Here is a 13,688-nt window from a genome sequence, read left to right on the forward strand (position 1 = left end):
TCCGTCACACCGTCTTCTGCCAGTCCGCGATGTAGCGGGTGGACGTGAACCCCATCGCCTCGTTGATCGCGAGCATCGGGCGGTTCTCCTCGGCATTCCCCGTGACGATGCGCTCGCCCTCGGGGAACTGCTCCCGTGCGCGGATCAGCGTCTCGCACTTCACGAGCGCGCCGAGCCGGTGTCCGCGGTGCTCCTTCAGCACGAGCGTGTCGTCCTGGTCGATGGGCTTGCCCGGCACGCGGAAGCTCGACAGCTCGGTGAACGCGACGAGACGGCCGGACGCGATGTGCTGCGCCGCCCCGACGAGCCGCTCGTTGCCCGACCGGACGGAGATCTCCTCCATGCGGCGCACGCGCGCGGCGTCCCAGGCCTCCTCGTCCATCTCCATGTCGGCGGTGGGCGCATCCGTCGACATGCGCGCCTTCATCCACGCGTAGTCGTCGATCCACTCATCCGGCGTCGGCGACGTCCAGCTCACGTAGCGGTAGCCGGCGGATGCCTCGCGTGCATCCGCGAGCAGCGCGTCGAAGCCCTCGACGGGGCGGGTCAGGTCGAGCGTGCTGATCCGGTACACCTGCTCGAGCGCGTAGCCGAACGACAGCAGGAAGCGCGCGAAGCGGTCCTCGGGCATGGCGCCGGCGCCCGACCGGGGCACGAGCGTCTGCTCGGCGCCGGCCGGGTGCACGGTCATCGCCTGGAGGACGGTCCGACCGAACTCGCTCGCGCGTTCCTCGGCGAACGCCATCGCCGCACGACCGTACCCGCGTTCCCACGCCTCCGGCACGACCTCGACGCGGATCATCACCCGCCGAGAGCCCGGTTCGCGGGGCATGTCGAGCACGACGCGTCCGACGACCTCGTCCTCGGCGCGCACGAGCCAGCCGTGCAGCGCCACGTCGGTCTGCTCTGCCCATGTCGGCAGCACCTGCTGCGGCGCCGCGTCCAGCGCGTCTTCGCCGAAGAGTGCGGACGACACCCGGTTGCGCACGCCGACCATCGCGCGGAAGTCGGCAGCATCCGGGGCATCCGGATTCGCCGGTATCGGGATCGGCGTGATCGCGACGGTGACGCCCGTCCGGCTCACGCGAGGACCTTCTTCCATGCGCCCGCGTACGAGACGGGCACGAAGCCGATCGCCTCGTTGATGTCGAGCATGTGGCGGTTCTCCTCGGCGTTGAACGTCGACACGCGCGGCGATTCGGGCGCGATCTCGCGCCACCGCAGCAGGTTGGTGCACTTGATGATGACGCCCAGACGGTGACCGCGGTGCTCCTTCACGACGAGCGTGCCGAACTGCTGCGTCGCCGCCGTGGGGTCCTCGCCGATGACGAGCTCGTTGTACGCGACGATTCGGGCCGACGGCACGTGCTCGACGCACGCGACCGACACGGTCAGGCCCTGAGCGCGGAGGCGGGCGTCGCGCCGGCGCACGCGGTCGGCGTCCCACACCTCCTCCTCGATCACGAGACCGCCCGCGGGCACGTCCGTGGACATCCGCGAGATCACGTACGCGAAGCTGTCGATGTGCTCTTCCGGCGTCGGCGACGTCCACGTCACCACGCGGTAGTCGCCACCGGCTGCGGCGAGGGCCTCCGCCAGCATCCGCTCCACGAGGTCGAACGACCCGTGCAGGTCGAACGCGCTGTTGCGCTCCACCTGCTCGAGCGTGAACCCGTTCGCGAGGTGGAACACCGTCTGCGGATCGTCGGCGGGGATCACACCCCAGCCGGTCGACGGCCGCATCGGCTCGCTCGGGGGATCCGGTCGGTGGAGCGTCCACGTCTGGATCACGGATCGTCCGAGTCGGCGCGCCTCGTCCTCGATCGCGGCGAGCAGCGCCTCCTCGGCGCCCTCACCCCGCCGCCCGGGGTCGACCATGAGGTCGAACTCGAGCGTGTCGGAGTCGGCACGCTGCGCGTAGATCGACGTCACGGCGCCGATGATGCGGCCGTCGCGCTCGACCGTGAACCCCGAGTGGCCCCAGTCCTCCTGGTGGTGCCAGGGTCCCAGCATCTCGGCCGGCTCCTGGTCGAGGTAGTCGTGGCCGGCGTCGTGCCGGCATACGGCGTTCGCGAGGCGCACGGTCTCGAGGAACGGACCGGCGTCAGGAGCGTCGACCGACGCGGGTGCGACCAATCGAGCGACCGTCAGCGGGTGTGTGGCGATGTCAGTCATCGAGCACCTTCTTCCAGGCCCCCTCGTACGAGACCGGCGTGAAGCCGATCGCCTCGTTGATGCTGAGCATGGGGCGGTTCTCCTCAGCGTTGTAGGTGATGACGCGCGGGGAGTCGGGGGCGATGTCGCGCCACGCGACCAGTCCCGCGCACTTGACGAGCAGTCCCAGGCGGTGTCCGCGGTGCTCCTTGAGCACGAGGGTGTCCTCCTGGTGGGTGACGCCGGTGCGGTCCTTGCCGATCACGAGCTCGTTGAAGGCGCACAGCTGCCCGGACGCGATGTGCTGGGCCGCCGTCACATGGATGACGCGCTGCGACGCGGTGTACTGCTCGTCGTGCTTCGCGATGCGCGCCGCGTCCCAGGTCTCTTCGGGCATGTCGAGCCCTGCCGACGGAGCATCCGTCGACATGCGCGCCTTCATCTGCGCATAGCCGTCGGCCCACTCGGGCGGAGTCGGCGCGAACCACTCGACGACGCGATAGCCCTGCGCCGCCTCGGTCGCCTCGGCGAGGAGCCGGTCGACCGTGTCACGCGATGTGCTCAGGTCGAGCGCGCTGAATCGCTCCACCTGCTCGAGCGTGTAGCCCTTCGAAAGGTAGAAGCGTGCGGCGTGGTCGAGCGGGATGCTGCCGAAGCCGGTGGGCGGGTCGAGGCGCGGGCCGGATGCCTCGGGGTGCTTCGCCCACGACTCCAGCACAGTGCGGCCGTGTTCGCGGGCGACCTGCTCGACGAACTCGTACGCGGCAGAGCCGATGCCCTGGCCCCACACCTCGCGCTGCAGCTCGATGAGCCAATACAGCGCCTTCGAGTCGCCCTCGAGCGGGATGTCGATGCCGATGCGGCCGACGACCGCGTCGTCCTTCACGACGGTCCACACGAAGCGCAGTTCGTACTCGTCGGGCTGGTAGAAGGGAAGAAGCTCGTCGGCCGTGATGTCGTTGTCGTCACGTCCGGAGATCTGGCGGTAGACGATGTTGCGCACGCGCACCATCTCGGCGAAGTCGGCCGCCTCTGGGGCGTCCATCGACTTCGGGATGACAAGGGGCCGGAAGGCGATTCCGGCCGGGGCGGTGATCATGATGTCCTCGGTTCTCGCGTCGAAGTTCGGGGGAGCGGTTGTGGGGCCGGGGCCGCCGGCGCAGCGGCCCCGGCTCACGTGCGCACGCTGAGAACAGCGTGCTTGCGGAGAGCGTCGTGCTCGCGATCGGTGCGCGCACGGGTCTGCTCGAGGAGCAGAGCGCGTGCCTCTGTGTCGCGTGCGGAGTGGTTGCGGCGGGCGCTGCGCAGCAGCAGCCACAGACCGACCCGCAGCTCCAGCCTGTCGAGCGGCGAGAGCCGCGCGACGTCGGAGAGCGACGTCGCCAGGAGCGCATCGGTATCAGGAGGACGAACGCGGGCGAGCGTGTCGTTCATGATGATCTCTTTCCAGATGGAGCCTCGGTCGAGGCAGAACGGGATGGATGCCCGAAGCGGGCGCGGAGGCGCGCGAGAATGCGCGCGAGTGGAAGGGGCTCAGCAGGAGGAGGGCCGCGCGGCGGTCCGCGAGCATGCGGAGAGCACGGGGCGAGGCGCCCGATGGGCAGAGTCCTCCTGCGCGGCTGGTGTCAGCCTGCGGCGCAGAGTGTGACGCCGAAGGAACCAGTCACCGGAGCGACCCCTCCGAACGGGGTGTGCGTGGCCGGGGCAATGCCGGCTGCGATCATGTGCATCATCGGTGACCTCCTTTCGACTTCGACGCGAGGAGTCACGTTAGCGCCGTCCTGATACGCACGTCAAGGACTTCTCCGAGATTCGTGTGAAACCGGATGCGGCGAGCACCGCGCGCGTCGCGATGGGGTAGCGCGGCGCGGCATCCGTTCACCCCTCGGCTCGCCTGCGCGGGACGACGCGCCCGCTCAGGTACCTTTGAGCGGTAGTTCGACGGGGTGGAGGGGCATTCATGCACCTGAAGAGCGTGACGCTCAAAGGGTTCAAGTCGTTCGCCCAGCCGACCACCTTCGCGTTCGAGCCGGGCGTGACGTGCATCGTCGGACCCAACGGATCGGGCAAGTCGAACGTCGTCGACGCGCTCGCATGGGTCATGGGCGAGCAGGGCGCCAAGACGCTGCGCGGCGGCAAGATGGAGGACGTCATCTTCGCCGGCACCGCGACGCGCGGACCGCTCGGCCGCGCCGAGGTGCAGCTCACGATCGACAACAGCGACGGCGCACTGCCGATCGAGTACTCCGAGGTGACGATCAGCCGCACGCTCTTCCGCAACGGCACGAGCGAATACGCGATCAACGGCGAGAACTGCCGTCTGCTCGACGTGCAGGAGCTCTTGAGCGACTCCGGCCTCGGCCGCGAGATGCACGTCATCGTCGGCCAGGGCCGGCTCGACAGCGTGCTCCAGGCGACGCCGGAGGATCGCCGCGGCTTCATCGAGGAGGCCGCAGGCATCCTCAAGCACCGGCGGCGCAAGGAGAAGACCGTCCGCAAGCTCGAGGCGATGGAGGCGAACCTCACGCGGCTGAACGACCTCGCCGGTGAGCTGCGGCGTCAGCTCAAGCCCCTGGGCCGCCAGGCCGAGATCGCGCGTGAGGCGGCCACCATCGCCGCGATCGTGCGCGACGCGAAGGCGCGTCTCCTCGCCGACGAGATCGTGGGCCTGCGCGAGCAGCTCGCGGCCCACGCGCGCTCCGAGCAGGAGCGCACGACGGAGCGACTCGTGCTGCAGGACGAGGTCGAGAACGTGCGGGCGCGCATCGAGCGGCTCGAGCGCGAGCAGCAGTCCGAGGCGGTCGACGAGGCCCGCCGAGTGCTGCACGGGCTCGAGCGCGTGCAGGAGCGACTGCGCGGGCTGTACACGCTCGCCGGTCAGCGCCTCGCGCTGCTGGGCGACAGCGAACAGGACGATGTCGGCGAGCACACGACCGTGACGCAGGCGACGATCGACGAGGCGCGCGCCGAGGTCGACGAGATCGCGGCGGGCCTCGGAGCCGCGCAGGACGCGGCGGCGGAGGCGGCGCGCGAAGTCACGCGCGCCCGGGCCGAGCTCGACGCGCTCGACGCCGACATCGCGGCCCAGAGCGCGCTCGTCTCGGAGCACGACATGCGCATCACCGCGCTCCGCGGAACGGCGGAGGCCGCGGCATCCGCCCTCGCCGCCGTGCGCACCGCCGTCGAGCGGCAGCAGAAGGCGCTCGACGCCGCGCTCGCCCGTCGTGTCGAGGCGGAGGAGGCGCTCGCGGGCCTCGACCCCGACCTCGAGCCCGAGGGCTCGTCGGCGGAGTACGCGTCGGCGTACGAGCGCGCGCAGCGCGACGCGAACGACGCCGAGGCGCAGGTCGCCGGGCTGCGCGACCGACTGCACGCGGCCGAGCGCGAGGTCGAGGCGCTCACGGCGCAGACGGCCGCGCTGAGCCGCGCGCTCGACGTGCAGAACGGGGCATCCGCCCTCATCGCGGAGGGCCACGCCGGCGTGCGCGGCCTCGTCGGCGACGCGGTGCAGGTCCAGCCCGGCTTCGAGGCGGCGATCGCCGCGGTGCTCGGGCCGCTCGCGGAGGGTGTGCTCGTCGAGCGACGAGACGACGCCTTCGCGCTCGCCGAGCACGTGCGCGGGTCGGATGCGGGTTTGGTCGACATGGTCATCGCCGATGCGGATTCCGTGACGCCGGCGTTCCCGCGGATGCACGGCGTCGTGCCGGCGCGGGACGTCGTGACCGCTCCCGAGGGCGTGCTCGGGCTGCTGTCGCACGTCGTCATCGCGGACGACCTCGACGCGGTGCGCAAGGCGGGCCCGGCGCTCGCGGCCGCCGTGGTGGGCTCTCCCGTCACCGTCGTCACGCGGGCGGGCGAGGTCTACACCGAGTACTCGCTCCGCGCCGGCGCAGGCGCTTCGCGATCGCGCCTCGAGCTGTCGGCGGAGCGCGACGCGGCCGCCGAGCGACGCGACGAGATCACCGTCGTCGCGGACTCTCTGCGCGAGGCGCTCGCCGACGCGACGAAGGAGTTGGAGAGCGCGCGCAAACGCACCAAGACGGCGCTCGAGACGCTTCGCGCGCACGACGCCGCACTGGCCGCGCACACCGAGCAGGTCAACCGGGCGACCGTCCGGCACGAGGCCGCGGTCGCCGAATGCGAGCGCCTGTCGGCCGGCCTCGCGCAGGCGCAGGCGGCCGTCGCGGATGCCGAGGCCTCCGCGCGCGTGGCCGACGAGCAGCTCGCGGCGGCGCTCGAAGCACCGCGACCGATCCTCGACGCGTCGGCGCGCGAGGGCGTGCTCGCGGCGCTCGAGGAGGCCCGCGACGCGGAGATGCGCTCGCGCCTCGACGTCGAGACGCTGCGGGAGCGGATCCGTGCCGGCGAGGCGCGGGTCGCGCAGCTCGAACGGCAACGTGAACGGGAGCGCGAGGCAGCGGCTGCGGCGGCGCGCCGTGCGGTCATCCGGCGTGCGCAGCGCGAGCTCGCGGAGCAGGTCGTGTCGCAACTTCCCGCGGTGCTGGACTCAGTGGATCGATCGGTGGCGCAGGCGCGCGTCGAGCTGGCCACCGCCGAGTCCGCGCGCACCGCCGTGACCACCGAGCTCGCCGACCTGCGCCGTCAGGAGGCCGGCGTGCGCGAGCGCCTCGCGCGGCTCGCCGAGAGCGTCCACGGACTCGAGCTGCAGATCCACGAGAAGCGCCTCCACGTCACGGGGCTGCTCGAGCGCGCAGAGTCGGAGCTCGGCCTGGACGAGAATATTCTCGTTTCGGAATACGGGCCTGACCAGCCGGTTCCTCTCGACGACGCGCCGAGCGCGGCCGCATCCGACGAAGAAGACGCGGATGCCGCATCCGATCGTCCGCCCGCCACGGAGCCCTACGACCGGGCGCGCCAGAAGCGCCGCCTGCAGGAGGCGGAGCGCAAGCTCGCCCAGCTCGGACGTGTGAATCCGCTCGCCCTCGAGGAGTTCGCGGCGCTCGAGCAGCGGCACAAGTTCCTCACCGAGCAGCTCGCCGATCTGACGCAGACGCGCAAGGACCTGCTCACGATCATCGAGGAGCTGGACGAGCGCATGCAGTCGATCTTCCTCGCGGCGTTCGAAGACACGAAGGCGGCCTTCGGCGAGGTGTTCCCGGTGCTGTTCCCCGGTGGAAGCGGCTCGATCTCGCTCACCGACCCCGAGTCGCCGCTCACGACCGGCATCGAGGTCTCGGTGCGTCCCGTCGGCAAGAAGATCGAACGCCTGTCGCTCCTGTCCGGCGGCGAGCGGTCGCTCGCGGCGGTCGCGCTGCTCGTCGCGATCTTCAAGGCACGGCCGAGCCCCTTCTACATCCTCGATGAGGTGGAGGCAGCGCTCGACGACGCGAACCTCGGCCGACTTCTCGGGGTGTTCGAGCAGCTGCGCGAGACGAGCCAGCTCATCGTGATCACGCACCAGAAGCGCACGATGGAGATCGCCGACGCGCTGTACGGCGTGTCGATGCGGCAGGACGGCGTCTCGGCCGTCGTCGGCCAGCGCGTGCGCGAGCGCGCAGCGTCCTGATGCGGCATCCGTGGCACGCCCTCGGCGCCTCGTGTTCGCCGGCAGCAGTGCGCGCGTGCGCGGGTTCCCTCCCCGCGCCCGCCTAGGCTGGAGTCATGGCGGAGAACTCCTGGTCGCTCGGCCGCGCCCTGCGCGGCATGTTCGTGAAGCCGACGATCGACGAGTCGACGTGGGAAGACCTCGAGACAGCCCTCATCACGGCGGACTTCGGCCCCGACATCACCGAGCGCATCGTCGAGGAGCTCCGCGAGAAGGTCGACCGCTACCGCACGACAGACCCGCGCGACCTCAAGCGCATGCTCGTCGAGACGCTCGAGGAGCACTTCGCGAAGTTCGACACGACCCTCAAACTCACCGAGCGGCCCGCGGTGGTGCTCGTGGTGGGCGTGAACGGCGTGGGCAAGACCACGACGATCGGAAAGTTCGCGAAGTTCCTCCAGCGCTACGGCCGGTCGGTCGTCGTCGGCGCTGCCGACACGTTCCGCGCCGCTGCGGTCGACCAGCTCGCCACATGGGCGGAGCGAGGCGGCGCCGCGATCGTGCGCCCCCAGCAGGAGGGTCAGGACCCGGCATCCGTCGCATACCAGACCATCGAGTACGCCAAGCGCACCGGCACCGAGATCGTCCTCGTCGACACCGCTGGTCGCCTGCACACCAAGGGCGGGCTCATGGACGAGCTGAGCAAGATCCGCCGCGTCATCGAGAAGCAGGCGCCGATCAGCGAAGTGCTCCTCGTGCTCGACGCCACGACGGGGCAGAACGGCGTCATGCAGGCGCAGGCGTTCCTCGAACACGCGGGGGTCACGGGCCTGGTGATCACGAAGCTCGACGGCTCGGCCAAGGGCGGCTTCGTGCTGGCCGTCCAGGAGCGTACGGGCATCCCCGTGAAGCTGCTCGGACAGGGTGAGGGCATCGGCGATCTCACGGGCTTCACGCCCCACGTCTTCGCCGCCTCGCTGGTCGAATAGGGGTCCTTCGCCGACCGATCCCGGACGCGTTTCCTCCCACGGGTGCGTCGGACTATCGCACCGGGCAAGAGGCTGGTTTCATGGGGTCATGGCGATCGAGCACGACTTCTTCGGCCTTCTCGAGTCGGGGCCGGACGGGTCGATCTTCTGGTCCGAGAACGTGGAGCTCGGAGACCAGACGGTCACGGTCGACCTGACCGCTCCCGACCAGGACGACGTGTCCGAAGCGGCCCTCGACGTGGCCGCGGCGCTCATCTCATCGCTCGAGACGATCGACCGCAGCGCCCGCAACGCGATGGTGAACGAGCTCGGCGATCGCACGAGCGAGGTCACCGAGTACATCCTCCAGCAGCAGGAGACGCTCGGCGACGACCTGCAGGACATGCTCATCGACATCTCCGGCGACACGCACATCGACGTCATCCGCTCGCTGCAGCTCATGAGCATGACGATCCTCGCCGACGAGCACGGCGGCGCCGACCCATTCGCGGTGCTCGAGTACGCACTCGATCCGGATGCCACCGACGACGTGCTGCTCGTCAACCTCGACTCCGGGGGCGACGTGCTCACGGTGACGAGCGCGGACTAGACCGCCTGAGCGAACGACGCCCCTTCGGCGGCGATGTCCTGCGCGAGGTGCGCCAGGTGCGGCGGGATGTCGCGGCCCTTCGCGATCATCGACGTCGCCCACAGGCGCCCCGCGCGGTACGACGAGCGCACGAGGGGTCCGGCCAGCACGCCCAGGAACCCGATGCGCTCGGCCTCCTCCTTGAACTCCACGAACTCCTGCGGCTTGACCCACCGGGCGACCGGCAGGTGGCGCGGCGTCGGTCGCAGGTACTGCGTGATCGTGATGATGTCGGTGCCGGCGTCGTGGAGATCCTGCAGCGCCTGCACGACTTCTTCGGGCTCTTCGCCCATCCCGAGGATGAGGTTCGACTTCGTGATGAGCCCCGCGTCGCGGGCCCGCGTGAGCACGCCGAGCGAGCGCTCGTAGCGGAACGCCGGCCGGATACGCTTGAAGATCCGCGGGACGGTCTCGACGTTGTGGGCGAACACCTCGGGGCGACTGTCGAAGACCTCGTCGAGGAGGGCGGGGTCGCCGTTGAAGTCGGTCGCGAGGATCTCGACGCCCGTGCCGGGGTTCTGCGCGTGGATCTGCCGCACCGTCTCGGCGTGGAGCCACGCTCCGCCGTCGGGGAGGTCGTCGCGGGCGACGCCCGTGACGGTCGCGTACCGCAGCTGCATCCGGGTCACGCTCTCGGCAACGCGTCGCGGCTCGTCGGTGTCGTACTCGGCGGGCTTGCCGGTGTCGATCTGACAGAAGTCGCATCGTCGCGTGCACTGCGAGCCGCCGATGAGGAACGTCGCCTCGCGGTCCTCCCAGCACTCGTAGATGTTCGGGCACCCGGCCTCCTGGCACACCGTGTGCAGGTCCTCGCTCTTCACGAGCGAATGCAGCGCCTGATACTCGGGTCCGAGTTTCGCCTTCGTCTTGATCCACTCCGGCTTGCGCTCGATGGGCGTCTGCGCGTTGCGCACCTCGAGGCGCAGCATCCGTCGCCCCTCGGGAGAAGCGGCGCTCACGCGGTCACCCCCGCGTACTCGGCGGCGAAGACCCGCGAGACGGTGTCGACGATGTCGGCGGGGGAGACATGCGCGCCCGCGACTTCGCTCACCGTCGTCACGCCCGCGTCGGTGATGCCGCACGGGATGATCCCGCGGAATGCCGCGAGCGAATTGTCGCAGTTCACCGCGAACCCGTGCATCGTGGCGCCCCGCTCGACGCGCACGCCGATCGCGGCGACCTTGTCCTCCGAGAGGGGGCGGCGCACCCACACGCCGCTGCGCCCTGCGACCTGGTATCCGTCGACGCCGTGCTCCCGCAGCACGTCGATGAGCAGTCGCTCGAGTCGTCGGACGTGCGCGACGACGTCGACCGGCTCGGGGAGCCGGACGATGGGGTAGCCCACGAGCTGGCCCGGACCGTGCCATGTGATCTTGCCGCCGCGGTCGACATCGATCACGGGGGTGCCGTCGGTCGGACGCTCGTGCGCCTCGGTGCGCCTGCCCGCGGTGTAGACGGACTCGTGCTCGAGGAGGATGAGAGTGTCGGGGCGATCACCCGCGACGACGTCCGCGTGGATGCGGCGCTGCAGCTCCCACCCCTCGAGATAGGGGACGTAGTCGGGCGCGAGCCCCGCGGGCAGGATCTCGAGCATCGTGCTCCTTCGCTCGTGGCGTTATTGGATCGCGTCTAACAATACGTCACGACATGACGAAGGCGAGTCGGATGCCGCGCCCGCGCGTCACCCGTCGGCGGCGAGCCGATCGCGGGGCACGCCCCACTGCGCCTCGAGTGCCGTCCACCCCGCGCGCGTGATGCGCAGGCCGCGTCCGTCCGGGATCCGTGCGACCCAGCCCGCGTCGAGGAATCGTGCGGCGACGGCGGCGCCGAGAGCGCCGGCGAGGTGAGCCCTGCGCTCCGTCCAGTCGGCGCACCGGCGAGCGATACGGCGGCGCGACGGCAGGGCGTCCAGGTCGATGCCGCGCTCCGCGAAGGCTTCGCGCGCGGCGGGTGTCGGTGCCAGGTCGGCCCCGTCGAGCCACCCGGCTTCAATCATCGCGTCGGTGAGCGCGACTCCGAGCCGCCCGGCGAGGTGGTCGTAGCAGAAGCGCGCCTGAGCGAGGGCGCGCGCGTCGCGCGACTGCCGGTACGTCACCGCCGGTGCATCCGGGCAGAGGTTCCCGAGATGCTCGAGTCCCGACGCGACGGCTGCGTCGGCGAGCCGGTAGTACCTGCGTCGACCGCGCGGCGTGCAGGTGACGAGCCCGGCGTCGGTCAGGACGGCGAGGTGCTCGGATGCCGTCGCCGGCGACACTCCGGCGGCGGAGGCGAGCTCGCTCGCCGGTCGCGACGACCCGTCCATCAGCGCGTTGATCATGTCGGACCTCGCAGGTGTCGCGAGGGCGCGACCGATCACGGTGAAGTCCTTCGCCATGCATCCGAAGGTAGTCGTGCACACTTCGGCGCGGGCCGAAACGATCTCGTCCTATCGTCGCGGCATGACACAGCACACCTATCGCGCACTAACGACGTGGACGGGGTCGACCAGCGGTCCGTACGCCGCGTACGAACGGACCCACGCCGTGTCGACGCCGCCGGCCGAGCCACCCCTGCGCCTCAGCGCCGACCCTGCGTTCCGCGGGGACGGGAGGCTCATGAACCCCGAGCAGCTGCTCGTCGCTGCGGCGAGCTCATGCCAACTGCTGTCGTTCCTCGCCGTGGCCAACCGCTCCAGGATCGAGGTCGTCCGGTACACCGACGACGCGCACGGCGTGATGGACCTTGCGGATGCGCCGGCGCGCATCGGCTCGATCGTGCTCGCCCCGACCGTGCACGTCGCGCCGGGAACGGATCACGCACAGGTCGTCGCGGCGGCGCACCGCGCGCACGAGATGTGCTACATCGCGAACTCGCTCAAGACACGAATCTCGCTGCAGGTCGCGGTGGTCGACGCCGTGCCCGCAGGGGCGGTGTCATCGTGAGCGGTCTCGTCGACCTCGGCATCGAGCTCGCGGCGCGCCCCGGAGCGCTCGCCGACTTCGGAGCTGTGCTCGGCGCCGCGGGAGTGAGCCTCGCGGGCGGCGGGGTCTTCACGCACCGCGGCGTCGGCGTGGCGCACTTCCTCGTCGCCGATGGCGACCGCGCCACCTCCGCCCTCGCATCCGCGGGACTCGGGCGCGCAACGGTGTCACCCGTCGTGATGCTGCGCCTCGACCAGCAGACGCCGGGCCAGCTCGGCCGATTCACCCGTCGGGTGGCCGATGCCGGCATCGACATCCTCGTCCAGTACAGCGACCACGACGGGCGCCTCGTCCTCGTCGTCCCGCCCGAGCGCCATGAGGAGTGCGTTGAGATCGCGCGCCAGTGGGACACGGAGCGGGCCGCTCGTCCGCGGTGAGAATCGATGCGACCCCCGCCGGCGGCGCTGTCTAATCTGGACGGATGGCGCCTTCCGACTCCGCATCCCGCACCGGACGTCCTCGCGCGTCCTCACGAGAGACCCTCGCCGAAGCGGCCTGCGAACTCTTCCTCGAGCGCGGCTACGCCGAGACATCCGTCTCCGACATCACGAGCCGCGCCGGTGTCAGCCGCTCGAGCTTCTTCAACTACTTCGCCTCGAAGGGCGACATCCTGTGGGCCGCGTTCGACGAGCGCATCGGCGCGGCCTCGAGCGCGCTCACCGTGGGCGACGAGCCGGTGCGCTCCGTCCTCGAGGCCATCGCCGACGGCTTCGCACCCGACAGCCTCGCGCTCGCGATCGCGAACGCCGACGCGATGGGAATCGCCGACGAGCTCATCCGCGAACGGGCCGTGCGGCAGGCACGTCTCGCACGGGCGATCGCCGACCGCCTGGCGCGCACGGGCGCGGACCGCCTGACCGCCGAGGTGCAGGCCGCCGGGCTCGCGGGCGCCGTGCTCGCGGCGGTGTGGGAATGGGCGGATGCCGGACCCGGCCGCACCCGGCTCGGCGAGTTCCTCGCGCGGGCCCTCGACGCCGCGTCGCGCGGTGTGCCCGTCGCCTCGCGCGGCGACGTGCGCCAATTGCGGGTCGTGGCCCGCGCCGAGGACTTCGAGGAAGCGCTCGCGTTCTATCGCGACGTCGTCGGCATGCCGCAGGCCGAGGCGTACGAGGCGGACGGCGGCGCACGCGTCGCGATCCTCGACGCAGGGCGCGCGACCCTCGAACTCTCGAACCCGGCGCAGGTGGACTTCATCGACCGGGTCGAGACCGACGGCGGCCGCAGCGACCGCATCCGCATCGCCCTCGAGGTCGACGACACGGCGGCGGCGCAGGCACGACTCGCGGATGCCGGCGCCGAGGTCGAGGCATCCGCTCGCGTCACCCCGTGGCGATCGCTCAACGCACGCCTGCGCGGAAAGGCCGACCTGCAGCTCACGCTCTTCCAGGAGCTCGGGCCCGAGCCGCAGAGCGGCGACGCGGGTTCGCTCGCGTAAACTTGCCGGATCATGG

The 13,688-nt window shown here is 70.9% G+C and carries 13 protein-coding genes; 6 read left to right on the top strand and 7 right to left on the bottom strand.

All coding sequences use genetic code 11. The features are described from left to right. Positions 1–4: 4 nt before the first annotated feature. The 4 genes from VFF97_RS13765 to VFF97_RS13780 all read right to left on the bottom strand — a co-directional run bounded on the left by VFF97_RS13765 (position 5) and on the right by VFF97_RS13780 (position 3,588). A complete protein-coding gene (locus VFF97_RS13765; protein WP_325034061.1) occupies positions 5–1,084 on the bottom strand; it encodes a GNAT family N-acetyltransferase in 1,080 nt (359 codons plus the stop codon). Continuing rightward, positions 1,081–2,175 (bottom strand): GNAT family N-acetyltransferase, encoded by a 1,095-nt coding sequence (locus VFF97_RS13770; protein ID WP_325034062.1) that lies wholly within the window; start codon positions 2,173–2,175, stop codon positions 1,081–1,083. Before VFF97_RS13770 ends, VFF97_RS13765 begins: the two co-directional genes overlap by 4 nt. Further along, the gene (locus VFF97_RS13775) at positions 2,168–3,253 is read right to left on the bottom strand and encodes a GNAT family N-acetyltransferase (protein ID WP_325034063.1); all 1,086 of its coding nucleotides are present in this window, start codon (positions 3,251–3,253) and stop codon (positions 2,168–2,170) included. Before VFF97_RS13775 ends, VFF97_RS13770 begins: the two co-directional genes overlap by 8 nt. 74 nt (positions 3,254–3,327) lie before the next feature. Further along, entirely contained in the window at positions 3,328–3,588 is a 261-nt protein-coding gene (locus tag VFF97_RS13780) for a hypothetical protein (RefSeq protein ID WP_325034064.1), read from the bottom strand. 526 nt (positions 3,589–4,114) lie between these two features. Between VFF97_RS13780 and smc the strand changes: the two genes are divergently transcribed. From smc to VFF97_RS13795, 3 genes are all read left to right on the top strand, one after another. Further along, positions 4,115–7,681, top strand: a complete 3,567-nt coding sequence (gene smc / locus VFF97_RS13785; RefSeq protein WP_325034065.1) for a chromosome segregation protein SMC — start codon at positions 4,115–4,117, stop codon at positions 7,679–7,681. 95 nt (positions 7,682–7,776) lie between these two features. Beyond that, on the top strand, positions 7,777–8,649 hold the full coding sequence (gene ftsY, locus VFF97_RS13790) for a signal recognition particle-docking protein FtsY (RefSeq protein WP_325034066.1): 873 nt from the start codon (positions 7,777–7,779) through the stop codon (positions 8,647–8,649). 88 nt (positions 8,650–8,737) lie between these two features. Beyond that, positions 8,738–9,238 carry a DUF2004 domain-containing protein gene (locus VFF97_RS13795; protein WP_325034067.1) on the top strand — a complete coding sequence of 167 codons (501 nt, stop codon included), beginning with the start codon at positions 8,738–8,740 and terminating at the stop codon, positions 9,236–9,238. Here the strand turns inward: VFF97_RS13795 and lipA are convergent. The 3 genes from lipA to VFF97_RS13810 all read right to left on the bottom strand — a co-directional run bounded on the left by lipA (position 9,235) and on the right by VFF97_RS13810 (position 11,651). Further along, positions 9,235–10,206, bottom strand: coding sequence for a lipoyl synthase (gene lipA, locus VFF97_RS13800; protein ID WP_325034077.1), 972 nt, complete (start codon positions 10,204–10,206; stop codon positions 9,235–9,237). The genes VFF97_RS13795 and lipA overlap by 4 nt on opposite strands. A gap of 26 nt (positions 10,207–10,232) precedes the next feature. After that, positions 10,233–10,871 (bottom strand): lipoyl(octanoyl) transferase LipB, encoded by a 639-nt coding sequence (gene lipB / locus VFF97_RS13805; protein ID WP_325034068.1) that lies wholly within the window; start codon positions 10,869–10,871, stop codon positions 10,233–10,235. An 87-nt stretch (positions 10,872–10,958) separates the two neighbouring features. Then, positions 10,959–11,651, bottom strand: a complete 693-nt coding sequence (locus tag VFF97_RS13810) for a metalloregulator ArsR/SmtB family transcription factor (protein ID WP_325034069.1) — start codon at positions 11,649–11,651, stop codon at positions 10,959–10,961. Positions 11,652–11,715: 64 nt separating this feature from the next. On the opposite strand from VFF97_RS13810, the gene VFF97_RS13815 reads away from it, so the two are divergent. From VFF97_RS13815 to VFF97_RS13825, 3 genes are read left to right on the top strand one after another with little or no spacing between them, the layout of a single operon-like run. Further along, positions 11,716–12,198, top strand: a complete 483-nt coding sequence (locus VFF97_RS13815; RefSeq protein ID WP_325034070.1) for an OsmC family protein — start codon at positions 11,716–11,718, stop codon at positions 12,196–12,198. Beyond that, a complete protein-coding gene (locus tag VFF97_RS13820) occupies positions 12,195–12,614 on the top strand; it encodes a hypothetical protein (protein ID WP_325034071.1) in 420 nt (139 codons plus the stop codon). The genes VFF97_RS13815 and VFF97_RS13820 overlap by 4 nt, the downstream gene beginning before the upstream one ends. A 44-nt stretch (positions 12,615–12,658) precedes the next feature. Beyond that, entirely contained in the window at positions 12,659–13,672 is a 1,014-nt protein-coding gene (locus VFF97_RS13825; RefSeq protein WP_325034072.1) for a TetR family transcriptional regulator, read from the top strand. The last annotated feature ends 16 nt before the right edge of the window (positions 13,673–13,688 follow it).

The organism is Microbacterium sp., from assembly GCF_035687345.1.
Classification (GTDB): Bacteria; Actinomycetota; Actinomycetes; order Actinomycetales; family Microbacteriaceae; genus Microbacterium.

Excerpts from the sequence above, each read along its gene's own strand:
- lipA (WP_325034077.1), bottom strand. The coding sequence starts at position 10,206 with ATGCTGCGCCTCGAGGTGCGCAACGCGCAGACGCCCATCGAGCGCAAG.
- VFF97_RS13780 (WP_325034064.1), bottom strand. The coding sequence starts at position 3,588 with ATGAACGACACGCTCGCCCGCGTTCGTCCTCCTGATACCGATGCGCTC.
- ftsY (WP_325034066.1), top strand. The coding sequence starts at position 7,777 with ATGGCGGAGAACTCCTGGTCGCTCGGCCGCGCCCTGCGCGGCATGTTC.
- VFF97_RS13770 (WP_325034062.1), bottom strand. The coding sequence starts at position 2,175 with ATGACTGACATCGCCACACACCCGCTGACGGTCGCTCGATTGGTCGCA.
- smc (WP_325034065.1), top strand. The coding sequence starts at position 4,115 with ATGCACCTGAAGAGCGTGACGCTCAAAGGGTTCAAGTCGTTCGCCCAG.
- VFF97_RS13815 (WP_325034070.1), top strand. The coding sequence starts at position 11,716 with ATGACACAGCACACCTATCGCGCACTAACGACGTGGACGGGGTCGACC.
- VFF97_RS13795 (WP_325034067.1), top strand. The coding sequence starts at position 8,738 with ATGGCGATCGAGCACGACTTCTTCGGCCTTCTCGAGTCGGGGCCGGAC.
- lipB (WP_325034068.1), bottom strand. The coding sequence starts at position 10,871 with ATGCTCGAGATCCTGCCCGCGGGGCTCGCGCCCGACTACGTCCCCTAT.
- VFF97_RS13775 (WP_325034063.1), bottom strand. The coding sequence starts at position 3,253 with ATGATCACCGCCCCGGCCGGAATCGCCTTCCGGCCCCTTGTCATCCCG.
- VFF97_RS13810 (WP_325034069.1), bottom strand. The coding sequence starts at position 11,651 with ATGGCGAAGGACTTCACCGTGATCGGTCGCGCCCTCGCGACACCTGCG.
- VFF97_RS13825 (WP_325034072.1), top strand. The coding sequence starts at position 12,659 with ATGGCGCCTTCCGACTCCGCATCCCGCACCGGACGTCCTCGCGCGTCC.